This window comes from Catenuloplanes nepalensis (genome assembly GCF_030811575.1).
GTDB lineage: Bacteria > Actinomycetota > Actinomycetes > Mycobacteriales > Micromonosporaceae > Catenuloplanes > Catenuloplanes nepalensis.
The window spans coordinates 3,095,299-3,118,484 of the sequence record NZ_JAUSRA010000001.1; the positions used below are offsets into that span (position 1 = coordinate 3,095,299).

17 protein-coding genes are annotated in these 23,186 nt (G+C 70.6%); 9 read left to right on the forward strand and 8 right to left on the reverse strand.

What is annotated here, in order from left to right:
* Positions 1-2,976 (forward strand): ATP-binding protein, encoded by a 2,976-nt coding sequence (locus tag J2S43_RS13150; RefSeq protein WP_442320065.1) that lies wholly within the window; start codon positions 1-3, stop codon positions 2,974-2,976.
* A gap of 172 nt (positions 2,977-3,148) precedes the next feature.
* On the opposite strand, the gene J2S43_RS13155 is transcribed toward J2S43_RS13150, so the two are convergent.
* Together J2S43_RS13155 and J2S43_RS13160 are read right to left on the reverse strand one after the other, a co-directional pair.
* On the reverse strand, positions 3,149-3,316 hold the full coding sequence (locus J2S43_RS13155) for a hypothetical protein (RefSeq protein WP_306829257.1): 168 nt from the start codon (positions 3,314-3,316) through the stop codon (positions 3,149-3,151).
* A gap of 4 nt (positions 3,317-3,320) precedes the next feature.
* On the reverse strand, positions 3,321-4,028 hold the full coding sequence (locus J2S43_RS13160; protein WP_306829259.1) for a helix-turn-helix domain-containing protein: 708 nt from the start codon (positions 4,026-4,028) through the stop codon (positions 3,321-3,323).
* Between the two features lie 101 nt (positions 4,029-4,129).
* On the opposite strand from J2S43_RS13160, the gene J2S43_RS13165 reads away from it, so the two are divergent.
* The 4 genes from J2S43_RS13165 (at position 4,130) to J2S43_RS13180 (ending at position 13,089) form a co-directional block, all read left to right on the forward strand.
* Complete coding sequence (locus J2S43_RS13165; protein WP_306829260.1) at positions 4,130-5,305, forward strand: cytochrome P450; 1,176 nt, start codon at positions 4,130-4,132, stop codon at positions 5,303-5,305.
* A gap of 405 nt (positions 5,306-5,710) precedes the next feature.
* Positions 5,711-7,474, forward strand: coding sequence for a carbohydrate-binding module family 20 domain-containing protein (locus J2S43_RS13170; protein ID WP_306829263.1), 1,764 nt, complete (start codon positions 5,711-5,713; stop codon positions 7,472-7,474).
* A gap of 478 nt (positions 7,475-7,952) precedes the next feature.
* Positions 7,953-10,421: an NPCBM/NEW2 domain-containing protein gene (locus tag J2S43_RS13175; RefSeq protein ID WP_306829265.1), complete on the forward strand. Its 2,469-nt coding sequence runs from the start codon at positions 7,953-7,955 to the stop codon at positions 10,419-10,421.
* A gap of 235 nt (positions 10,422-10,656) precedes the next feature.
* Positions 10,657-13,089, forward strand: coding sequence for a glycoside hydrolase family 2 protein (locus J2S43_RS13180; protein ID WP_306829267.1), 2,433 nt, complete (start codon positions 10,657-10,659; stop codon positions 13,087-13,089).
* 60 nt (positions 13,090-13,149) lie between these two features.
* On the opposite strand, the gene J2S43_RS13185 is transcribed toward J2S43_RS13180, so the two are convergent.
* The 4 genes from J2S43_RS13185 to J2S43_RS13200 form a co-directional block, all read right to left on the reverse strand.
* The gene (locus tag J2S43_RS13185) at positions 13,150-13,971 is read right to left on the reverse strand and encodes a carbohydrate ABC transporter permease (protein WP_306829269.1); all 822 of its coding nucleotides are present in this window, start codon (positions 13,969-13,971) and stop codon (positions 13,150-13,152) included.
* Positions 13,968-14,900 carry a carbohydrate ABC transporter permease gene (locus J2S43_RS13190; RefSeq protein WP_306829270.1) on the reverse strand — a complete coding sequence of 311 codons (933 nt, stop codon included), beginning with the start codon at positions 14,898-14,900 and terminating at the stop codon, positions 13,968-13,970. The genes J2S43_RS13185 and J2S43_RS13190 overlap by 4 nt, the downstream gene beginning before the upstream one ends.
* An 83-nt stretch (positions 14,901-14,983) precedes the next feature.
* Entirely contained in the window at positions 14,984-16,261 is a 1,278-nt protein-coding gene (locus J2S43_RS13195; RefSeq protein WP_306829271.1) for an ABC transporter substrate-binding protein, read from the reverse strand.
* 57 nt (positions 16,262-16,318) lie between these two features.
* A complete protein-coding gene (locus tag J2S43_RS13200) occupies positions 16,319-17,320 on the reverse strand; it encodes a glycoside hydrolase family 5 protein (protein WP_306829272.1) in 1,002 nt (333 codons plus the stop codon).
* A gap of 204 nt (positions 17,321-17,524) precedes the next feature.
* Here J2S43_RS13200 and J2S43_RS13205 point away from each other — a divergent pair, with 204 nt between their 5' ends.
* Positions 17,525-18,559, forward strand: coding sequence for a LacI family DNA-binding transcriptional regulator (locus tag J2S43_RS13205; RefSeq protein ID WP_306829274.1), 1,035 nt, complete (start codon positions 17,525-17,527; stop codon positions 18,557-18,559).
* 52 nt (positions 18,560-18,611) lie between these two features.
* Here the strand turns inward: J2S43_RS13205 and J2S43_RS13210 are convergent, their stop codons facing one another.
* On the reverse strand, positions 18,612-19,211 hold the full coding sequence (locus tag J2S43_RS13210; protein ID WP_306829275.1) for a lysozyme family protein: 600 nt from the start codon (positions 19,209-19,211) through the stop codon (positions 18,612-18,614).
* A gap of 262 nt (positions 19,212-19,473) precedes the next feature.
* Between J2S43_RS13210 and J2S43_RS13215 the strand changes: the two genes are divergently transcribed.
* From J2S43_RS13215 to J2S43_RS13225, 3 genes are all read left to right on the forward strand, one after another.
* The gene (locus tag J2S43_RS13215) at positions 19,474-20,466 is read left to right on the forward strand and encodes a glycoside hydrolase family 5 protein (protein WP_370881619.1); all 993 of its coding nucleotides are present in this window, start codon (positions 19,474-19,476) and stop codon (positions 20,464-20,466) included.
* Between the two features lie 170 nt (positions 20,467-20,636).
* The gene (locus J2S43_RS13220) at positions 20,637-21,059 is read left to right on the forward strand and encodes a hypothetical protein (protein WP_306829276.1); all 423 of its coding nucleotides are present in this window, start codon (positions 20,637-20,639) and stop codon (positions 21,057-21,059) included.
* Positions 21,041-21,355, forward strand: a complete 315-nt coding sequence (locus J2S43_RS13225; RefSeq protein ID WP_306829277.1) for a hypothetical protein — start codon at positions 21,041-21,043, stop codon at positions 21,353-21,355. Before J2S43_RS13220 ends, J2S43_RS13225 begins: the two co-directional genes overlap by 19 nt.
* Before the next feature lie 54 nt (positions 21,356-21,409).
* Here the strand turns inward: J2S43_RS13225 and J2S43_RS13230 are convergent, their stop codons facing one another.
* Positions 21,410-23,053: a GGDEF domain-containing protein gene (locus J2S43_RS13230; protein WP_306829278.1), complete on the reverse strand. Its 1,644-nt coding sequence runs from the start codon at positions 23,051-23,053 to the stop codon at positions 21,410-21,412.
* Positions 23,054-23,186 lie beyond the last annotated feature (133 nt).

Below are 23,186 nucleotides of genomic sequence, written 5' to 3' on the forward strand. Positions count from 1 at the left end.
ATGACGAGCCTGGACTGGGCGCGTACCGGCCTCGGTCCGGTGACCGGCTGGCCGCAGAGCCTGCGGGCGGCCGTGCGGATCGTGCTCTCCTCCCGGTACCCGATGCTGTTGCTCTGGGGCCCGGATCTCACCCAGCTCTACAACGACGCCTACTCCGCGCTGATCGGCGACCGGCACCCGGCCGCGCTCGGCCTGGACGTGCGGATCACCCTCGCCGAGGGCTGGGACGTGCTCGCACCGCTGATCAGCGAGGCGATGGCGACCGGCGTCGCCAGCTGGGTGCCGGCGTTGCAACTGCTGCTCAACCGGTCCGGCTACCGCGAGGAGGCGTACTTCAGCGTCTCGCACGCCCCGGCCCGCGACGACGACGGCGTCACGGTCGGCGTCCTGACCGTGTGCAGCGAGGTCACCGAACAGATCGTCGGCGAGCGCCGGCTGCGGCTGCTGCGCGAGGTCTCGCTGCCGGCCGGCGCCGCACCGGACGACGTCGGCCAGACCTGCGCCCGCCTGTGCGAGGTGATCGGCGCGCACCCGCTCGACGTGCCGTTCGCGGCCGTCTACCTGCGCGACGGCGCGGTCCTGCGCCGGGTCGCGACCACCGGCCCGGCCGCCGCGTCGCTGCCGGCCGAGATCCACGATCAAGATCATTGGGGGGTACGGGCGGCAGCCGCGACCGGCACGGCCGAGGTGACCGAGGCCGACGATCGGATCTCCGTACGGGCCGGGCCGTGGGGCGATCCGGTCCGGCTCACGCTGGCGCAGCCGCTGCCGTCGGGCGGGACCGGAGATCCGATCGGCGTGCTGCTGGCGGGGGTCAGTCCCAGCCGCGCCCTGGACGCCACCTACCGGTCGTTCTTCGCGCTGCTCGGTCAGCAGGTCGCGGTCGCGGTCCGCACCGCGCGCGCCTACCAGGAGGAGCGGGCCCGGGCGGCGGCGCTGGCCGAGCTCGACCGGGCCAAGACTGACTTCTTCACCAACGTCAGCCACGAGTTCCGGACTCCGCTGACCCTGATGCTCGGCCCGCTGGCCGACGCGCTCGCCGACGAGAGCGCGCCGCTCGGCCCGGCCCAGCGCGAGCGCGTCGAACTGGCCTGGCGCAACGCCGGCCGGCTGCTCGGCCTGGTCAACGATCTGCTCACCTTCGCAAGCGTCGAGGCCGGCCGCGCGACCGCGACCGCGACCGTGGTGGACCTGTCCGCGTACACGCGCGACCTGTCCGCCGTCTTCCGCGCCGCGGTCGAGCGCGCCGGACTGCGACTGGTGGTCGACTGCCCGCCGCTGCCCCGGCCGGTGGCGGTCGACCCGGAGCACTGGGAACGGATCGTCACCAACCTGCTCTCCAACGCCCTCAAGTTCACCTTCGTCGGCGAGATCCGGGTGACGCTGCGCGCCGACGCCGACGCGGTCCGTCTCTCGGTCGCCGACACCGGCATCGGCGTCGACCCGGCCGAACTCCCGCACCTGTTCGACCGCTTCCACCGGGTACGCGGGGCACGCTCGCGCAGCCACGAGGGCACCGGGATCGGCCTGGCACTGGTCCGGGAACTGACCCGGCTCCAGGGCGGGGACGTGACCGTGGACAGCACCCCCGGCGAGGGCACCACCTTCACCGCGACACTCCCGTGGGCAGCGGTCGACGCGTCGGATCGGTCGCGCACGGTGGCTCCGAGCGCTCTGGTGGCGGCGCGGGCCGCGGCCCGCGAGGCCACCGGCTGGCTCGAGGCACACAGCACCATGCCCGCGGAGGCCGCCCGGCCCGCGGACGCTGTCCGGTCTGCGGACGCTGCCGGGTCTGCGGACGCTGCCCGGCCTGCGGACACAGCCCGGCCTGCGGACCCTGCCGGGCCCGGCGATCCGGCCGTCCGATCCCCCGGCGGTCCGGCCGCGCCTGAGGTGCCCGCGGCACCGAGCGCACCGGCCGGCCGGGATGCGAGCGGACCAGGGGAACCCGCCGCGCGGATCATGATCGCGGACGACAACGCCGACATGCGCGCCTACCTGGCCCGCCTGCTGACCGCGCAGGGATGGGTGGTCCAGACCGCCGGCGACGGCGAGGCCGCGCTGCGAGCGATCCTGGCCGACCCGCCCGACCTGTTGATCACCGACGTGATGATGCCCCGCTCCGACGGATTCTCCCTGGTCAGGGCGCTGCGCCGGGAGGAGGTCACCGAAGGCCTGCCGATCGTGATGCTGTCGGCGCGGGCCGGCGGAGAGTCCGGCGTGGAAGGCTTCGACGCGGGAGCGGACGACTACATCGCCAAACCGTTCGCCGCCGCGGACCTGATCGCCCGGCTCCGCAACAGCCTGCGCCTGGCCCGCATCCGGTCCACCGCCCGGCCCCGGACCACCGGCGGGACGCCCTCGTCGAACGCGCCGCTCATGGCGGCCGATGCCGCGCCCGCACCGGCCGATACCGTGCCCACGGCGGTCGACAGCGTGCCCGCACCGGCCGATACCGTGCCCACGGCGGGCGATACCGTGACGCGAACGGGGCGGAGCCCGATGTCGGCCGGGCCCGAAGCGGCCGAACCCCTGCCCGAAGCGGCCGAACCCCTGCCCGGCGCGGTCACGCCGATCGCCGTACCCGGCAGCGATGTCCCGGAGGTCGACGTCGTCTGGACCTACCCGCTGACGCTGGGCGCCGCCGCGGCGGTCCGCAACGACCTGCGTGCGGTGCTGCCCGAGGACAAGATCGATCACGATCTTCTCTACGACCTGCAGATCGCCACCTCCGAGGCGGTGAACAACGCGGTCGAACACGCGCAGGAGCCCACCCGCCCGCACGTCGAGGTCCGCCTGCGGGTCCAGGCGGGGCTGATCCGGATCGAGGTCCAGGACTTCGGTACCTGGCGGGCCCGCCCGCCGGCCCGCGATCGGGGACGCGGTGCGGTCCTGATGAACGCGTTCGGCAACGTGCGCGTCCTGCCGTCGCCCACCGGCACCCTGGTCACCATCGAACGCCGCTGGGCGACCTGACCGTCCGGTGTCGACCGCGGTCGACACCCGCGAGCAGGCGTCCCTGATCCCGCTGCCACGGTATCCGCGGCCGGCGCCGGCCGAAGCGACGGCCGGCCGGTCCCGCCCGCCTTTGATCAGCGAGAACGCGGCCGTCGACGCCGGGTGGATCGGCGCCGGGGTGGCCTTCCGGTCAGGAGATCGTGCCGGTGATCGGGTCGAGCGTCCAGCGGTCCCGCCGCGTCAGCCGGGCCACGCCGTCGCCGATCTCGACGGGCAGCCGGACCGGCGCCGAATGGAACAGATCGTCGCGCGCGACGCGGCCCAGCCGAGACGGCCCGCCACCATCGGCCGGCGACACGCGGTCACGGCGGATCGCCGACGATCTGCCGCCAGTGCTCGGCCGCCCGCGTCATGTCCTCGCCGAGGTGGTGGAAGAAGCGGCTGGTGGTGTGCAGTCGCGCGCCGGGTGGCGTGTCCGCGCCGAACAGTTCGGCGCCCCGGGTGGCGAACGCCGCCCACCGGGTCATCGACGCGATGCTCGCCTGCCACGCGTAGTACCAGGCGTGCTCGTCGATCACGTATCGCTGCCGCCGTCCGTCGCGCTCGCGGCGCGCCAGGCCGCGTTCGTCCAGCCAGCGCACCGCCTTGGAGATCGAGGCCGGGCTGACCCGTAGCCGGGCGACCAGCTCGGCGGTGGTGGCGGCGCCGGTGTCGCTGGTGAACAGGCAGACCAGCACCAGGGCCATCATGTGGGGCATGCCGGACTGCACCATCATCGCGGCGAACCCGTCCACGAACTCGGCGCGATCGGCCGGCAGCCGCTCGTCGGGGGACGGCGGCGTGGCCGGGGGAGTCCTGCGGCGGCGAGCTCGCCACCGGGTCGCCTGCTCCGCGCGCGCCGCCTGATATCCGCGGATCCCGCCATTACGGGCGACCTCGCGGCTCACGGTCGACCGCGGCCGTCCCAGGGCGGCGGCGATCGCCGCATAGCCGCGCCCGGCCGCCAGTCCTTCGGCGATCTGCCGGCGTTCCTGATAGGTCAGGCGCGTTGCGTTCACCTGCAATGCCATCGCAACCACTGTAGACGCGCTGCCTGCGGTTCTCGATCTCCGGCATTGCGGGCGGCCGGAAGTACCGCCTACCTTCACCGGCGCCTACCAGAGGAGTCAGCATGACAGCCGCACTGCCGACCGTTCGTACCGCCGGTCGTCCGTTCGACCCGCCCGAGGACCTGTTCACCCGGCCACCGCTGAGCCGGCTGACCTACCCCGACGGGCACGAGGGCTGGCTGGTGACGAGCCACGCGCTCGTCCGCGAGGTGCTGGCCGATCCGCGGTTCAGCGTCCGCCCGGAGCTGCGCCACCTGCCGATCCTCGGCGCGCCCGGCGGCGCCGGCCCGGTTCCCCCGGGGGTCTTCACCGCCATGGACGCGCCGGAGCACACCCGGTACCGGCGGCTGCTGACCGGCCAGTTCACCGTCCGCCGCATGCGTGCGCTGGCCGGCCGCGTCGAGGAGATCACCGCAGCTCACCTCGAGGCCATGGAGCGGGGCGGCGACACCGCCGACCTCGTCACCGCCCTGGCCCTGCCGATTCCCGCACAGGTCATCTGCGAGTTGCTCGGCGTACCCTACGAGGACAAAGCCCAATTCCAGGATCAGGCCCTGGCGCTGGTACGGCTGGGAGCGGATCCGGCACAGCAGGCCGCTGCCTACGGCGCGATCTACGGGTACCTGGCGGGGCTGGTCGCGGCCAAGCGCGCCGCGCCCACCGACGACCTGCTCGGCGACCTGACTCGCTCCGATCTCACCGACGAAGAGCTGATCAACATCGGGTTCGTGCTGCTCGGCGCCGGCCTCGACACCACCGCCAACATGCTCGCGCTCGGCGCGTTCGCCCTGCTGGATCATCCTGCGCAACTCGCCCTGCTCCGCGCCGATCCGGGCATCGCGGCCCAGGCGGTCGATGAGTTGCTGCGCTATCTGAGCATCATTCCGTTCACCGTGCGTACCGCGCTGGAAGATGTTGATCTTCAAGGTGAGCGGATCGAGGCCGGGCAGACCGTCACCGTCTCGATTCCCGCCGCCAACCGCGACCCGGCCCGTTTCGCCGACCCCGACACGCTGGACCTGCTGCGCGAGGCGGGCTCGCACGTCGCGTTCGGCCATGGGATCCACCAGTGCCTGGGGCAGCAGCTCGCCCGCGTCGAGCTTCAGGTCGCGCTGCCCGCGCTCGTCACCCGCTTCCCGTCCCTCCGTCTCGCAGTCCCGGCCACCGACGTCGCGATGCGCACCGACATGCTCATCTACGGCGTGCACGCGCTGCCGGTGACCTGGCACCGGTCATAGCCACGTTCAGCCGGCGCGCACCTGGTCGCCGGCCGGGCCGGGATGGTGTCGATTCCGAGTGATCGAACGACCGTCACCGCCGGCGATGGACCGTCAGCGCGCGATCCTGCTCCCGGTGCGGGTTGCCGTGACCACGGACACTGTCGCCGGAGGCGTGAACCATCAGGGAGACGCAATCGGTGATACCGGCCATCAACGCGGCGAACGGCCGGCGCCGACGGGCCTCCGGGCGGCGACAGAGGATCGATGTTCGTGCTTGACGAAAGGAGTGGATTGATTCTAGCTTGTGCTGCAAGGGTTTCCAGAAAGTTTCAGTCATGATCGGCAAGAAACTTGCACGGTGTGCCGGCCGTGAGCTGAAGGGCGACCCTCACCACCTGTGAGTTCGTCTTCAGGGAGGGAACCGTGTCCACAGCCATCCGCCACGGACGGCGCGCTCGCGCCGCCGGTGCGCTCGTCACCTGCTCGCTCGCGCTGACCGCCGCCGTCGCCTACGCCACCACCGCCCTGTCCCCGCCGGCCACGGCGAGCCCTCCGGGCGGCAAGGACGTCACCGCCGTGCTGTTCGAGTGGCGCTTCGACTCCGTCGCCCGGGAGTGCCGGGACACCCTCGGGCCCGAGGGATACGGCTTCGTCCAGGTCTCGCCGCCCCAGGAGCACATCCAGGGCGGCCAGTGGTGGACGTCCTACCAGCCCGTCAGCTACGCGATCGCCGGGCGCCTCGGCGACCGGAACTCGTTCGCCGGCATGGTGTCCGCCTGCCACGCCGCGGGCGTCAAGGTCATCGCCGACACGGTCATCAACCACATGAGCGCCGGTTCGGGTACGGGCACCGGCGGGACGAACTACAGCAAGTACAACTATCCCGGCGTCTACCAGGTGCAGGACTTCCACTCCTGCCGCACCTCGATCGCGAACTACGCCGACCGGCGCGACGTGCAGGAGTGCGAACTCGTCGCGCTGTCCGACCTCAACACCTCCAGCGACTACGTGCGCGGCCGGATCGCGGGTTACCTCAACGACCTGCTCTCCCTCGGGGTGGACGGGTTCCGCATCGACGCGGCCAAGCACATCGCGGCCGGCGACCTCTCCGCGATCAAGTCACGGCTGAGCAACCCGAACGCCTACTGGGTCCAGGAGGCGATCTACGGCGCCGGCGAGGCCGTGCAGCCCTCCGAGTACCAGGGGACCGGCGACGTGCAGGAGTTCCGGTACGCCCGCGACCTCAAGCGGGTGTTCCAGACCGAGAGACTCGCCTACCTCAGCGACTTCGGGGAGGGCTGGGGCTATCTGCCCAGCGCCAAGGCCGGAGTCTTCGTGGACAACCACGACACCGAACGCGGCGGCGACACCCTCTCCTACAAGAACGGCGCCGAGTACACGCTCGCCGGGGTCTTCATGCTGGCCTGGCCGTACGGTGCGCCGCACGTGCACTCCGGCTACGAGTTCAGCGACCGTGATGCCGGCCCGCCCAACGGCGGCACCGTCAACGCCTGCTACGCCGACGGCTGGAAATGCCAGCACGCCTGGCGTCAACTGTCCAACATGGTCGCGTTCCGCAACGCCGCGGCCGGTACCGCCGTCACCAACTGGTGGACCGACGGCGACGACCAGATCGCCTTCGGCCGCGGCAACAGGGCCTACGTCGCCATCAACCGCACCGGCGGCACACTGAACCGCACGTTCCAGACGTCTCTGCCGGCCGGTACCTACTGCGACGTGCAGCACGGGGATCTCACCGGTGGCGGCTGCACCGGGCCGGTCTACACCGTCAACGGCGCCGGTCAGTTCACCGCCGCCATCGGTCCCAACGACGCCGTCGCCCTGCACGTCGGTGGATCGGGCGCCACGCCGACCACCACGTCTCCCCCCGCGAGCAGCGGGGTGGCATTCGGGGTGAACGCCACGACCACCCCCGGCCAGAACATCTACGTGGCCGGCGATCACCCCGCCCTCGGCGGATGGGACCCGGCGGCCGCACCGCTGCTCTCCGCCGCCACCTATCCGATCTGGCGTCTTACGATCACACTTCCCGCCGGTACGACCGTCAGCTACAAGTACGTCCGCAAGGACGCCAACGGCGCGGTCACCTGGGAAAGCGGCGGCAACCGCACGGTGACCGCGCCCGCCGGTGGCCAGGCGGCCGTCAACGACACCTGGCGTAACTGAGCGACCGACCGGGCCGGCCGGTGCGGCACCGCCGCCCGGCCGGCCCGACCGCGGGCGATGCGGCGATCGTGACGGCCCGACATCGGCTGACCGCCCGGGCCACGGCGGCACGAGGCGCGTCCGCACGCCCGGGTGGCCGAGGCTGGCCCGCCGATGCCGCCTGGGACGGCGTTGCAACTTAACCCGTTAAGTGATACCTGTAGATATAGGGAGACGTAAATTACTGGCAACTGTTGACGTGCTGTTTTGGGGCGGGGCGACTACTTACGCGATTCCTCTCCTGAGGCGTGGGCTGCGGCACCTGCCGGAAGAGTGGCACGTAGGCGCAGCGTCGGCATCGTTGGTGACCGCGCCAGGGATGCTTCGCCGCCGACCCGTTCCCGGGCAGGCGCAGCCACGGCCCGAGCCGGTCGAACCGTACGAGAACGTCGAGGTGGCGGGCCGCACGTCACCGCCTTTCTACGATCCGGGAGCATCCATGCGCCGACTCATCGCCGCGGCCGCCGCGACACTGACCCTGCTGTGCACCGGGGCCGCCGCTGTCGTGGCCGGCCCGGCGGCTCCCGCCGCCGCCGTGGAGAACGGGCTGGCGCGCACACCGCCGATGGGATTCAACAACTGGAACGCGTTCGGCTGCGACGTGACCGAGCAGCTCATCAAGGACGTCGCCGACCTGTTCGTCTCCTCCGGCCTGCAAGCGGTGGGCTACGAGTACGTCAACATCGACGACTGCTGGGCGCTGAAGGAACGCGACCCGGAGACCGGCCGGCTGGTGCCGGATCCCGTGAAGTTTCCCAGTGGCATCGCGGGCGTCGCCGGATACGTCCACGCGAAGGGCTTGAAGCTCGGCCTGTACGCGGACGCCGGCACCCGCACGTGCGCCGGATATCCCGGCAGCCTCGGCCATGAGGACCTGGATGCGCGGACGTTCGCGGAGTGGCAGATCGACTATCTCAAGTACGACAACTGCTACAACGAGTCGGACGGATCGCAGGCCGACTACCTCCGCCGCTACACCGCGATGGGGCAGGCGCTGACGAGGACCGGGCGGCCGATCGTCTACTCCATCTGTGAGTGGGGGACCTCGCAGCCCTGGACCTGGGCGGCCGACGTCGGCAACCTCTGGCGTACCACCGGGGACATCAGTGACAACTGGTCCAGCGTGCGGTCCATCATCGCCACCAACGCGCCGCTGTATCCGTACGCCGGCCCCGGGCACTGGAACGACCCCGACATGCTCGAGGTCGGCAACGGCGGCATGACGGCCACCGAGTACCGGACCCACATGAGCATGTGGGCGATGATGGCCGCACCACTGATCATCGGTACCGACCTGCGCGGCGCCTCGGCCGAGACGATGGACATCCTCACCAACAGCGAGATCATCGCCGTCGACCAGGACCCGCTGGGCGTGCAGGCCACGGTGGTCAGCGACAGCGGCGGGCTGATGGTCCTGGACAAGCCGCTGGCGGACGGGCAGCGCGCGATCGCGCTGTACAACTCCACCGACACGGTCGCCACGGTGTCCGTCCCGGCCACGGAGACCGGCCTGCGCCGCGCACCGGCCTACCGGCTGCAGGACCTGTGGACCGGAGCGGTGACGCAGGCCCGGACCACCATCGAGGCGGCCGTTCCGGCGCACGGCACGGTCGTCTTCAAGGTCCGCCCGTCCACGCCGCACGCCAGAACCGCGCCCGCGGTCACCGTGGGCGGGACCGCCTCCACGCTGATACCCGCGCCGGCCGGCGCCGGCACGCTCGCCACCGTGGCCACCCACCGCGGGCCCGGAACGCTCCGCGACGTCCGCGTCGACATCGCGGCACCGCCGGGCTGGACCGTCACGGCCACGAGCCCCGCCAGGACCCGCTCGTTGGTCACGGACGCGTCATTGGCCACCGCGTGGGACATCGGCGTGCCCGAAGGTGCCACCGCCGGCCGCTATCCGTTCACCGTCACGGCCACCTACCGATGGGGCGACGGACGCGTTTCGGCCACCTCCACCGAGCTGGCGGCGACCCTGGTGACCGCGCCCGTCGATGGACGGCGGCACCTGAGCACGATCACGCCGTTCGGATCCGTCAACGGCCAGGGCCCGGTGGAGAACGACCGGAGTAACGGCGGGCCGGCCGCGGAGGACGGCAATCTGATCACGATAGGTGACGCCGTCTACACCCGTGGGCTCGGCGTGAGTGCTCCGTCCGAGATCCGCTACTACCTGGGTGGCCGCTGCACCCGGCTGACCGCGGACGTGGGGATCGACGTCGAGGACGGCACGGGCGCGAGCGCGAGATTCGTGGTGTACGCGGACGACACCGCGGTCGCCACGGTCACCGCCGCGCCCGGCGCGCCGGTGGCGCTCGACGCGGACGTGACCGGCGCGGCGTGGCTGCGGCTTGTGATGACCGGCGAGCCGGGCGGCGAGGCCGTGCACGGCGACTGGGCCGTTCCGGTGCTGACCTGCGGCGAGGCCGGGCCGGCCGATCCGGTGCAACCGGTGGAGCGAGTGTTGTTCTCCTTCGAGGACGGTACGGACGAGTGGACCATCGCGAACGCCGACGGTGGGGGCAGCGTTGCGTCGACCAGCCTCTTTCACACCGATGGAGGTCAGGCGCTGCTGGCTCGTGCGCCGGTGAACGGGAACTGGTTCGGCCGCACCCTCTCGGAGCCGCTCGACCTCGGCGACGGACAGGTGCTCAAAGTGGACCTGAGGACCACCGGGGCGGGCTCCTCCGGCGAGATCGCCGTTCAGGTCGGGGACGATCTCTCCTGGTGCCAGGGCGGCCAGTGGACGTGGACCGGCGCCGGCGGCAGCCGGACGATCACCCGTGCCCTCGACGAGATCAGCTGCCCGGCCGGCGTCACGCTGGATCGTGACCGCGTTCGCGGGGTCTGGGTCTTCCTGAACGGTGGCGGCGATGTGTATCTCGACGCATTGCGCGTGGGATAGGGATCGCGCTGGCAGGTGGCGACGGGCCCGGCCGGCGTGGCCGGGCCGCCGGTGGGAGGCGTCGCCGTGGGACTCGTACGGTGGGTGGTTCCGCGCGCCCGGAGCACCGCGCGGTGACGCGCCTGGACACGTGTGCTGACATCGGTTGAGTGGGGGCGACCTGGATTGACACTCCTCCGGGTCGGCAAGTAGCGTGCTGGAAACTTAAACGGTTAAGCTGACCGGGGAGTGCCGCATGTATCTGTCGCGCGATCTTCATCAGGGATGGACGGTCCGGGCGGCCGATGAGCAGCTCGTGCCGGCAGTGCCGGCGCGGGTGCCGGGGTGCGTGCACACCGACCTGCTGGCGGCGGGCCTGATCCCCGATCCGCTCCTGGACGACAACGAACAGGGCCTGTCCTGGATCGGGCGTACGGAGTGGGTCTACGAGACCTTCTTCGACGCGCCGCCCGACGGCGCGGCCCACGTGGATCTGGTCGCCGAAGGGCTCGACACCGTCGCGACCGTGCTGCTCAACGGTGCCGAGATCGGCCGCACCGCGAACATGCACCGGTCCTACCGGATCGGGATCGACGACGTGCTCCGCGCATCGGGCAACGTACTGACCATCCGCTTCCACGACGCCTACGCCTACGCGGAGAGCGTCCGCGACCTGGTGGGCGAGCGCCCCAACGCCTACGACGAGCCGTTCCAGTACATCCGGAAGATGGCGTGCAACTTCGGCTGGGACTGGGGGCCCACGGTCGTCACCGCCGGCATCTGGCAGCCGATCCGGCTCTCGACCTGGTCGACGGCCCGCCTGGACGTGGTGCGCCCGCTCGTCACGGTCGATGACGGCACCGGCAGGGTCACCGTCCACGCCACCGTCGCCCGCGACGGCGACGCGCCGCTGACCCTCACCGCGGCGATCGGACCACACCGCCGGTCCGTGTCGATCCGTGCCGGGGAGAGCGCCGGCGACGTCTCCGTCGAGGTTCCCGACGTGCGGCGGTGGTGGCCGCGCGGCCACGGCGAGCAGCACCGGTACGACCTCGAGGTCACGCTGACCGGCCCCGGCGGGGAACCGCTCGACCGGTACGAGCGCGCGATCGGCTTCCGCACCGTGGAGCTGGACACCGCCGAGGACGCGGACGGCCGCCGTTTCGTGCTGCGGGTCAACGACCGCGACATCTTCGTGCGCGGGGTGAACTGGATTCCCGAGGACGCTTTCGTGACCCGGGTGTCCCGGACGGACTACGCGCACCGGCTGGAGCAGGCCTGCGACGCCGGGGTCAACTACCTGCGGGTGTGGGGCGGCGGCCGGTACGAGAGCGACGACTTCTACGACCTGGCCGACGAGCTCGGCCTGCTGGTCGGGCAGGACTTCCTGTTCGCCTGCGCCGCCTATCCGGAGGAGGATCCGATCGGGGCGGAGGTCGAGGCGGAGGCGGCCGAGCAGGTCGTGCGCCTGATGTCGCATCCGAGCCTGGTGATGTGGGTCGGCAACAACGAGAACATCTGGGGCTGGCACGACTGGCAGTGGCAGGAGAAGCTGGCCGGCCGCACCTGGGGACGCGGCTTCTACCTGGACCTGCTTCCGCGTACCGTCGCAGCTCTGGATCCGGCCCGCCCCTACTGGCCGGGCAGCCCGTACTCCGGCGACGAGGAGCACCACCCGAACGACCCCGCACGCGGGACCATGCACATCTGGACCGTGTGGAACACCGACGACTACACGCACTACGGCGACTACCGGCCGCGGTTCGTCGCCGAGTTCGGTTTCCAGGGACCGCCGGCGTACGCGACGCTGCGCCGCGCCGTGAGCGACGAGCCGCTGACCCCGGACTCCCCGGGCGTGCTGCACCACCAGAAGGCCGACGACGGCAACGGCAAGCTGCTGCGCGGCCTGGCCGGCCATCTCCCGGAGCCGCACGGCTTCGACGACTGGCACTGGGCGACGCAGCTGAACCAGGCGCGGGCGATCCGGTTCGGTGTCGAGCACTTCCGGTCGCTGCGGCCGCTGTGCACCGGCACGATCCTGTGGCAGCTCAACGACAACTGGCCGGTCACCTCGTGGGCCGCGATCGACGGCGACGGCCGCCGAAAGCCGCTGTGGTACGCGCTGCGGGCCGCGTACGCCGACCGGCTGCTCACCGTCCAGCCGCGCGACGGCGCGCCGGCCGTGGTCGCGGTCAACGACGGCGCCGAGGTGTGGCGGGACGAGCTGCGCATCCGCCGGGTGACGCTGGACGGCTCACCGCGGGGCAAGCTGCACACCGCGATCGAGGTGCCGCCGGGCGGCGTGGTCACGGTGCCGTTGCCGCCGGAGGTCGCGGCCGCGGACGATCCCGCCGCCGAGCTGATCGTGGTGGACGCCGACGGTGCCGGCCGGGCGACGCGCTTCTTCGCCGAGGACGTGGCGATCGCGTACCCCCGGCCGGCGTTCGACGCCGTGGTGCGGCCGGAGCCGGACGGGGCTTCGATCACGGTGACGGCGCGGACGCTGCTGCGTGATCTGACCCTCTTCCCGGACCGGGTGGACGCGTCGGCGAGCGCGGACGACGCGCTGGTGACGCTGCTGCCGGGGGAGTCGGCGACGCTGCGGGTGAGGGCGGCGGCGCCGCTGGACGACGAGCGCCTGACGCGGCGTCCGGTGCTCCGGTTCGCCAACGACCTGCTCCCCGGCTGAGACCTCGGCACAGCGCGAGGGCCGCCGGCAGGATCCCCGGCGGCTCTCGCGCTGTGCCGGCTACTTCACGGAGCCGGAGGCGAATCCGTTGTAGATGAAGCGTTGCAGCAGCAGGAAGATCACCAGCGTCGGGATGATCACCAGGATCACGCCGGCCGAGATGACCTCCCAGTGCGCGCCGAACGGGCCCTTGAACCGGAACAGGGACGTGGAGATGACGCCGAGCTCCCGGGACGGCATGTACAGGAACGGGATGTAGAACTCGTTGTAGACGGCGATGCCCTTGATGATGACCACGGTCGCGATGGCCGGTTTGAGCAGCGGCAGGATGATCCGCCAGTAGATCCGCACCGGCCCGGCGCCCTCGATGGCGGCGGCCTCGTCGAGCTCGCGCGGCACCCCGCGGAGGAACTGCTGGAAGATGTAGATGGAGATGATGTCGGTGCCGAGGAACAGCGCGATCGCCGACCATCGGGTGTTGAACAGGCCGAGGTTGTTGACGACCTGGAACGTCGCGACCTGGGTGGTGACGGCGGGCACCAGCGTGGCGACCAGGAACAGCGCCACCACCAGCTTCTTGCCCCGGAAGTCGAAGCGGTCGATGGCGTAGGCGGCCATCGACCCGATCAGCACCGTGCCGGTGAGCGAGATGACCAGGATGATCGTGGTGTTGAGGAAGCCGCGCAGCATCCCGCCGTCGGTGAACGCGGTGGCGTAGTTGCCGAGGTGGAGCCAGTTCTCCGGCGGGTCGAACGGGCCGCTCTCCAGATATTCCGGGCCGGTCTTCAGCGAGCCCAGCACCAGGGCGAGCAGCGGCAGGAGCACCACGACCGAGGCGGCGATCAACGACAGGTACTTCAACGCCGTGGCGGTGCGGCTCATGTCAGGTCCACCTTCTCGTCCGGGACGATCCGCCGCTGCACCCAGGTCACCAGCAGGATGATGAGCAGCAGCACGACGGCCATGGCGGAGGCCAGGCCCACCTTGTGATATTTGAAGGCCATGTCCACGGTCTGGATGACGAAGGTCTCGCTGCCGTTCGCCCCGCCGGTCATGATGTAGGGGATCTCGAAGACGGACAGCGAGCCGGAGATCGCCAGGATGAACGACAGCCCCACGATCGGCCGGATGCCCGGCAGGACGATGTGGCGGAACTGCTCCCACTTCGTCGCTCCGTCGATGTCGGCGGCCTCGTACAGGTGCGGGGGGATCGACTGGATCGCGCCGAGGAACAACACGAAGTTCAGGCCCAGGTAGCGCCAGATCGACGTGCCGGCCAGCGAGTAGTTGACGACGTCCGGATCGCCGAGCCACTGCTGCGACAGCGAGCCCAGCCCGGCCGCGGACAGCACCGAGTCGAGCGTGCCGCCGGGCTGGAAGAAGAAGAGGAACACCATGCCGATCGCGACGCCGTTGATCAGGTAGGGAAAGAACAGGATCCCCTTGAACAGGTTCCGGAACCGGGTGTCGAAACTCAGGATCGTCGCGAAGTACAGCGCCAGCAGGATCTGCACGACCGACGCGGCGATGTAGTAGACGCTGACGGTGAAGACGCCGAACAGCTCCGGCCGCGTCGCGATCTCGACGTAGTTGTCCGCGCCGACGAACTCGCCGACCGGCCCCAGACCACGCCACGACGTGAGGCTGTAGAAGATCATGTTCACCACCGGGAAATAGGTGAACGTCAACAGCAACAGCAAGGGCAGGATCAGGAAGAGGTACGGGGTGAGCGCGCGCCCTCGCGGCCGGCGGCGTGCCGTCCCGGTGTGCTGCGCGACCGGCGGGGCGACTGGGTGGGTGGATGTGGCCATGTGCGGATGTCACCTTCAACCAGGGAACCGGGAACCGTGCGTGCGGGCCGGAGGGGTGGCCCCGGCCCGCAGTGCGACGGCGTCTACTTCAGTGACGACTGAGCCTCGGCCCAACGGGTGTTCAGGTCGTTGAAGAGCTCGTCCTTGCTCTGCTTCGACGCGCCCCGGGCCGCGTCGACGATCTTCTGCCGGTAGTCACCGTCGAAGAGCGCGATCTCCGCCTCGTTGCCGATCTTGTCGGCGAGTCCCTCCTTGCCCTTCGGCGCCGGGTTCAGCTCGATGAACCGGGTGCCGGCCGCGGTCAGATCGGCCAGCGTGTCCGGCAGCTGGTCGCTGATCACCGGTGAGATGCCGCCCTGGTCGACCGCGTATCCGGACTCGGTGGCGAACCAGTCGATCCACGCTTTCGCGGTCGCCTTGTTCTTCGAGTTGACGTTGATGCCGTTCTTGTAGTCGCCGGAGACGACCGTGTGGAACGCGCCGCCGGTCTGCGCCGGGAACGGCATGTACCCGATGTCGGTCTTGTTCGGCGCGGCCTGCTGCATCTGCACGATCGACCAGGAGCCGAGCATCATCGTGGCGACCTTGCCGGTGCCCAGCAGGACCTTGGACTGCTCCCAGTTCGTGGTGCTCGGGTCCGGCTCGACGAGCCCGCGCTGCACGGCGTCGAACAGCAGCGAGTCGAACACGTAGTGCTCCTTGCCGGCAGCCCACGGCGCGGTGTCCTCGCCGAGCTTGATCACCGCGTCCGGATCGCCGGTGACTCCGCCGCGCAGGTTCTCCCACTGGCCGAGCGGCCACTTGTCCTTGTAGTTGGTGTAGAGCGGGATCGCCTCGGTCCTGTCCTTGATCGCCTGGAGGCCGGCCAGGAACTCGTCCGGCGTCTTCGGCGGGACCGTGGCGCCGGCCGCCTGCCACACCGTCTTGTTGTAGACGAAGCCCTGCGCGTTGCCGGTGATCGCGACACCGTAGACCTTGTCCTCGAAGGTCTGCTCGGTCCGCACGAACCGGTACCTGTCCTTGAGCTCGTCGACGCTGCCGAGCGGCTCGAAGAACGTGGCCAGCTGGTCTGCGGTCACCGAGTTCGGGATCGGCAGCACATCGCCGTAGTCCTGGGTGTTCATCCGGATCCGGACCTCACCCTCGTAGTCCGTGATCGCCTCGAACTTCACGGTGGTGCCGGGATACTTCGCCTCGAACGCCTTCTTGTACTCCGCGAAGACCGTGTCGACGATGTCGGTGCGCTGGGTCAGCACGGTGATCTCGCCGGTGACCTCGCCGTCGGTGCCGCTGTCCGTGCCGCCGCTGTTGCCGCAACCGGCCAGCACGAGCGCCAAGGCCACCAGTCCGGCTCTTCTCACGCCTGTGAATCTCATAAGAATGCACCTCTCATGTGTCGTGCCTCGGGGATGACAGGCTCAGGTGCGGGCGCCGCGCAGCAGCTCCAGCAGGGCGACGTCGACCAGGTATCCGTCGCGTTTCTCGAACGTCGCGCCGGGCCGCCGGTGACCGATCAGGCCGAACGGCCCCTCGAACTCCCACAGCGCACAGCCCCAGCCGAACTCGGCGAAGACCGCCAGCAGATCGGCGAACCAGGCGCGGGCGACATCGTCGGGCGTCAGCTCGTAGCAGCCGAACTCGCCGACGTGCACGGGCACGCCGGCCGCCTCCAGGCTCCGCCACGGCGTGTAGAACTCGCGCAGCCCGTCGCGGTCCCACCAGCGCCCTTCGTAGCGGACCGGGTAGGACGGCGCGGGCAGGCCGGTATGGCCGGGCCACCACGGCGCCCGATAGTGCGAGACGCTCATCGGCTGGTAACCGCGGACGCTCTGGGTGACGGGAAGGTCGGCGAGCTCCGGCATGGCGAGGTTGCCACCGTCCAGTCCGTCGATGACGATCGGCCGGTCCGGGTGGACGGCCTGGACCGCGGCGACGGTACGGCGGATGACGGCCTCGTGCGCCGCCCGCGTGAAACCGCGCAGCCCCAGCGCCGGTGGCTCGTTGACGAGGTCGAAACTCAGCGCGGTGCCCGGCACGCCCCGGTACCGCTCGGCGAACCGCGTCCAGACCGCCACGAACGCGTCCTGCGCCGGCTCGTCGGCCCAGAGGTTGTAGGGTTCCGTCTCCCACCCGGTGATGATGTAGCCGGGAGCGCGGTGCAGGTTCAAGGACAGATGCAGCCCGCGGGTACGGCAGGCGTGCAGCACGTCGTCGATGAGCTGTAGCACCGTCTCGTCCGGTCGCATCGGATCGCCGCCGACGCTCCACAGCCGATAGTCGGTGGGCAGGCGGACGAAGTCGAAGCCCCAGGAGGCGATCGCGTCCAGGGCACGCTCGTCCGGCCCGGCCGGCGCGGTCCGGGTGCTGTACAGCCATTGGAAGTTGAAGCCGTAACCGGGCATCTCTCGTCGGCCTTCCACGGACTCGCCAATCGTCGATTGCGTGACGTAGATTACTGAACCGAATAAGTTCCACACCGTAGGAGCAGCCCGCCGGGATGTCAATGGCTTGTTTCTCCGGCGTTTCGCACCGAGTCTCGACGGTGGTCGGGCGTGGCCGCGCGCGGCACGCCGGGCCCTGAACCGAGTAAGATCACGCGCAACCCACAGCAACGGAGAGTCCTGGTGAAACGTCTGACCATGGCGGACATCGCCCGGGAGGCGGGCGTGTCCAAGGGGGCGGTGTCCTACGCGCTCAACGGACTGCCCGGCGTCTCGGACAAGACCCGGCGCCGCATCCTGGACATCGCCGAGCGGCACGGCTTCACGCCGAACTCGGCGGCGCGCGCGCTCACCGGGTCACCCGCCGGGGCTATCGGCCTCGTGCTGTGCCGGCCCGCCCGTACCCTCGGCGTCGAGCCCTTCTTCATGGAGCTGATCAGCGGCATCGAGGGAGAGCTCTCCGCGCGGTCGATCGCCCTGTCGCTGCAGGTCGTCAAGGACCATGAGGCGGAGATCGCGGTCTACCACCGGTGGTGGGCCGAGCGCCGTGTCGACGGGGTGCTGGTCGTCGACGTGCGCACGGCCGACGCCCGGCTGGACGCGGTACGGCGGCTGCGCCTGCCCGCGGTGGTGATAGCCGGGCCGGCGGACTTCGACGGACTGCCGTCGGTGTGGTCGGACGACGGCGCCGCGATCACGGAGGCCGTCGAGTATCTGTACGCGCTCGGTCATCGGCGCATCGCCCGGGTGGGTGGCCTGCCCGACCTGCTGCACACGGCGGTGCGGACGGCCGCCTTCCAGGAAGTCTGCGCGCGGCTCGGCTTCACGAGGGCCGAGACGGTTCTGTCCGACTACACCGGCGAGGAGGGTGACCGGGTCACCCGCCGCCTGCTGATCTCCGCCGACCGGCCGACCGCGATCATCTACGACAACGACGTCATGGCTGTCGCAGGCCTCGCCGTCGCCCAGGAGATGGGCGTCTCCGTGCCGGGGGAGCTGTCGCTGGTCGCCTGGGGCGGGTCGCTGCTCTGCGGCATGGTGCATCCGCCGCTGACCGCGCTCACCCGCGACGTGGCCGGGTACGGCGCGAACGCCGCCCGCCGGCTGCTGACGCTGCTCGAGGAGGGGACGGTCGACAGCTACCAGGACACGACCGCGCACCTGGTGCCGCGTGGCAGCACCGGCCCGGTGCCGTCCCGGCCCGCCCGGCGCCGCTGACCCGGCGCGGCCGGCGTTCCCGCACACGACGGGAACGCCGGGCGGCCGCCGGTCAGATCGGCTGCACGTACACCCAGAACCGGGTGCCGTCCGTGCGGTACGCGGAGTTGGAGTTGATCTGGTCGCGGATCCAGTAGATCGCCGTCTTGTAGTTGGTGATGTCCTGGGTGTACGGGTTCGCCAGCCCGGTGCTGCCGTTGCGGTGCCCGCCGAAGAACCGGTCCGTGCCGAAGTGGCCCTGGCACAGGTTGAGCACCTGCACGTCCCAGCTCAGGTTGCTGTTCAGGGCCGCGCCGGCGTTCCACTCGTTCTGCCCGTATCCCTGGTACTGCGGGGTGCACTGGCGGATCATGCCCCAGTTCTGTTTGAAGATGCCGAAGTTGGCGGCGTCGTAGGTCTTGCCGTCGCCGTAGGTGTAGTCGGTCCGCATGTTCTCGGTCTCGAGCATGGCGATCGCCAGGTCGAGGGTGTCTCCGCCGTGGTCGAGCACGGCCTGCTTGCGCGCGCCGAGACCGCTGACGGAGTAGGAACCGCAGGTGGTGCCGCTCGGGCAGGCTGCGGCGCTGGCGGGTGACGCCGCGGTGACCACGGCCATGACGGCGGCGGCCGCGACGGTGCCGACGGCGGCGATCAGGCCGGCGAGACGTTTCATGTGAACCTCGTTTCCACCGGAGCCGCAGCGCCCTCGGACGGGGCGGTGCCCGAGGCGAGGAGCCGCGTGCTCGACCATCGATTGTTGTAAATGTGACTAGAGCACTTAACGGATTAAGTTTCAACCGCATGCCGCTGAGCCGCCACGATCAACTCCGCTCGGGCTCCATCGTCGCTTCGAAGTTGACTTTACTTAACCGGTTGTGAGAGTCGTCGCATCGACATACGCTGATGCCTACACCGACGCATGAAAGGGGCAAAGCATGAGAATCAGGCACTCCCTCCCACTGCTCACCCTGGCCGCGCTGCTCGCCTCCCTCGTGGTCTTCGTGTCGCCCGCCAGCGCCGCCACCGGCCTGCGCGTCAGCGGGACCGGAATTCAGGAGGCGAACGGCAGCACCTTCCTGATCCGGGGCGTCAGCCATGCGCACACCTGGTACCCGAGCCAGACCGGCTCGTTCGCGAACATCAAGGCCAAGGGTGCGAACCTCGTCCGGGTCGTGCTCTCCAGCGGCAAGCGCTGGACCCGCAACGACGTCAACGACGTCGCCAACGTCGTCAGCCTCTGCAAGGCCAACCGGCTGATCTGCATGCTCGAGGTGCACGACACCACCGGCTACGGAGAGGAGGGTGCCGCGGCCACGCTGGACGAGGCGGCGAACTACTGGATCAGCATCAAGAGCGCGCTGACCGGTCAGGAGTCGTACGTCATGATCAATATCGGTAACGAGCCGTACGGCAACAACAACTACTCCGGCTGGACCTCCAGCACGGCGAACGCGGTCAGCAAGCTGCGCAGCAACGGCTTCCAGCACCTGCTCGTGGTCGACGCGCCGAACTGGGGCCAGGACTGGTCCTTCACGATGCGCGACAACGCGCAGACCGTCGCCGCCGCCGATCCGCAGCGCAACACGGTCTTCTCCGTGCACATGTACGGCGTCTTCGACACCGCGTCCGAGGTCACGGCGTACATCGACGCCTTCCGGAACAAGGGCCTGCCGCTGATCATCGGCGAGTTCGGCGACAACCACTCCGACGGCAACCCCGACGAGAACACCATCATGTCGTACGCGCAGCAGCGCGGTGTCGGCTACATCGGCTGGTCCTGGAGCGGCAACGGCGGCGGCGTGGAGTACCTCGACATGGTGAGCGGCTTCGGCACCACGCTCACCTCCTGGGGCGAGCGGATCTTCAACGGCGCCAACGGCATCCGGTCCACGGCACGCGAGGCGACCGTCTTCCGCACCGCGAGCTGACCATCGCCGTCCGCGGGCCGGCCCGCCCCGGGCTGGTCCGCGGACGGCGTGCACGACGTCCCGGTCACTGGAATGGGCTCACCTCGCGGGCGCCACCCCGCCGGCCGCCGCACGGCTCCAACCGCGGGTGTGACGACCCCGCCGCACCATCGACCGGAGCCCTGACAACCGTGCACAGCGCCGCCTACCGCGACCTCGACTTCGACGGCCGCCGGCCGGTCGTCACCGTCCTCCGCCTGCTCCGGCCCAGCCGCGGCCGGGTGCTGCTGGCCCTGCTCGCCTTCGCCGTCAAGGACTGCCCGGTCTGGCTGTTGCCGCTGCTCACCGCGAACATCATCGACATCGTGGTCGAGCACCGCCCGATCCAGTTGCTGTGGGTCAACGCGGCGGTGCTGGCCCTGGTCCTGATCCAGAACCTGCCGGTCGCGATCGTCTGGACCCGGCTGATGAGCCGGATCACCGGCGGATCGGCGTGGACCTGCGTTCCACCCTCGCCCGCCGGCTGCAACAGCTGTCCATCGGCTTCCACACCCGCACCGGCGCCGCGCTGTTGCAGACGAAGGTCGTGCGGGACGTGGAGAACGTCGAGATGATGCTCCAGCAGGCCGCGCAGGCCGCGCAGGCCGCGCAGGCCGGCACCTCGGCGATCCGCACGCTGATCGGCGCGCTGACGCTGACCGCGATCCGGGTACCCCAGTTCGTACCCCTGTTTCTGCTGGTCGTGCCGTTGTCGGCGTTGCTGGTCACGATGATCCGCCGCCGCTCCAGCGCGCGCAACGAGCAGTTCCGCGGGCCGTGGCGGCCTGGCGTCTTGCCGCCCACGCCTGCGCAGCCTCACCGCCCGGCGCGAGTGCGGCCGCTGGATAAGCGGCTCCTGGTCACGCGCTGACCCGCCGGGACGTGAGGCCGCGCGCCGTCTGCGCCGGCGGCGCGGCCTGACCTGTCACCGCTCGGTGGCGGCGAGGGCCATCGTGGTGCGGCCGGTCCGGGCCCTCTTCGCCTCGTACATGGCGGCGTCGGCGCGGGCGATCAGCGCCTCCGCCGTCGTCGCGCCGGTGGGCGCCCAGGCGACGCCGATGCTGGCGGCCGGGCGCAGCACGTCGCCGCCGGTCTCCAGCGTGGCGTCGTCGAGCGCGGCGACCAGGTTCTCGGCGATCAGGCGGGCGCGGTCCGGGCCGGCGACGGGGGCGCAGACGACCACGAACTCGTCGCCGCCGAACCGGCCGACGACGTCGGTGTCCCGGACGGCCCGGCGTAGCCGCCCGGCCACGAATGCGAGCAGGTGGTCGCCGGCGGCGTGGCCGAGGCGGTCGTTGACGTCCTTGAACGCGTTGAGGTCGATGAACATCACGGCCACGCCGGCTCCGGCGTGCCGGTGCAGTGACTCCTGCAGCGCCGCGAGCGTCGACGCGCGGTTGAGGCAGGCGGTCAGCGGGTCGTAGGTCGCCTGGTGCTTGAGCTCCTCGCGCAGGCGGGAGTCCTCGGTGATGTCGCTGAGGCAGATGATGGCGCCGGTGACGACGCCGGTGTCCGAGGTGAGCGCGCGCAGGCTCGCGCTGATCCGCCGCACTCCGGCCGTCGCATGCCGGTAGCTGTACTCGATGTCCCGGTCGTCGGCGCCGGTCAGCACGGCGGTGATCGCGTCGTCGACGGTAGGCCGGTCCGCGGGCAGGGTGGAGGCGAGGTGGCTGTCGTCGAGCTGTTGGCCGATCCGGGCGCCGATCGCATTCGTGAGCCGCTGATTCTGGTAGACCACCCGTCGTTCGGCGTCGATCTGCAGGACGCTCAGCGGCAGGCTCTCGGTCAGCCGGCGCAGCAGTTGTTCGTTGGCACGCAGCGCCTCGTGCATGGCCATCTCGTCGGAGATGTCCAGCATCTCGGCGACGACGTGCGGCTGGTCCGGGTCGTCGAGGTGGCGGTAGTTGGTGACGTCGAACCACACCACCGAGCCGTCGCGGTGCAGATGCCGCAGCCGTACGCGCCGTGCCGCGCCCGGTGGAGCGGACATCAGGTCGAGCCAGCTCGCGATCGCCCGGTCCCGGTCGTCCGGGTGGACCAGATCCAGCGACCGGGTCTCCAGCAGGTCCGCGGGCGCCCAGCCCAACAGCTGCTCGATGCCGGGGTCGGCCGCCACGAACCGGGCCGTCGCGTCCTTCCGTACCGTGATCATTCTTGGTTTGATCGGCTCGTGGGCGAGCACGGCCGAGCCGATGTCGCCGCGTATGCCGGTGACGAACCCGAGATAGACCCCGTGGCGGTGGGTCACGTTGACGAAGGTCAGGGTGACCTGCTGGTCGGGGGAGCTGAGCGGATGGACCTGGCAGCTCGCCGCGCCTTCGGCCAGCATCCGGTACCAGGCGGCCGTGACGGTCTGCTGCTCGCCGGGCACCACCAGGTCGAGCGCCGAGCGGGCGCCCTCGACCACCCGGTGCCCGCCCAGCTCGACCGACGCGGGCATCGGCACGAACAGCCCGTTCGCCCCGAACGCGAAGAAGTGGCCGTCGGGATGCCCGGCCAGCGCCGCGGCGAGCACCGTGTCGCGCTCGGCCTCGGCCGTTCCCGTCTCGTGGGCCACGTCTGTGCCCATCGGCGCGACACGGAGAGATTCAAGGATTCCGCGGGCACGTCGGCCGGTGGACGTTCGTGACCGTCCCGGTCGCGGTCGGCGTGGCGAAGCCGCCGGAATCCGTGTCGTTCACCGGCGGTGGCGCGCTCGGCCT

Bases quoted from the DNA above. Each gene is read 5' to 3' on its own strand.
- J2S43_RS13165 (WP_306829260.1), top strand. From the start codon at position 4,130: ATGACAGCCGCACTGCCGACCGTTCGTACCGCCGGTCGTCCGTTCGAC.
- J2S43_RS13230 (WP_306829278.1), bottom strand. From the start codon at position 23,053: ATGGGCACAGACGTGGCCCACGAGACGGGAACGGCCGAGGCCGAGCGC.
- J2S43_RS13160 (WP_306829259.1), bottom strand. From the start codon at position 4,028: ATGGCATTGCAGGTGAACGCAACGCGCCTGACCTATCAGGAACGCCGG.
- J2S43_RS13185 (WP_306829269.1), bottom strand. From the start codon at position 13,971: ATGAGCCGCACCGCCACGGCGTTGAAGTACCTGTCGTTGATCGCCGCC.
- J2S43_RS13150 (WP_442320065.1), top strand. From the start codon at position 1: ATGACGAGCCTGGACTGGGCGCGTACCGGCCTCGGTCCGGTGACCGGC.
- J2S43_RS13180 (WP_306829267.1), top strand. From the start codon at position 10,657: ATGTATCTGTCGCGCGATCTTCATCAGGGATGGACGGTCCGGGCGGCC.
- J2S43_RS13190 (WP_306829270.1), bottom strand. From the start codon at position 14,900: ATGGCCACATCCACCCACCCAGTCGCCCCGCCGGTCGCGCAGCACACC.
- J2S43_RS13210 (WP_306829275.1), bottom strand. From the start codon at position 19,211: ATGAAACGTCTCGCCGGCCTGATCGCCGCCGTCGGCACCGTCGCGGCC.
- J2S43_RS13175 (WP_306829265.1), top strand. From the start codon at position 7,953: ATGCGCCGACTCATCGCCGCGGCCGCCGCGACACTGACCCTGCTGTGC.
- J2S43_RS13215 (WP_370881619.1), top strand. From the start codon at position 19,474: ATGAGAATCAGGCACTCCCTCCCACTGCTCACCCTGGCCGCGCTGCTC.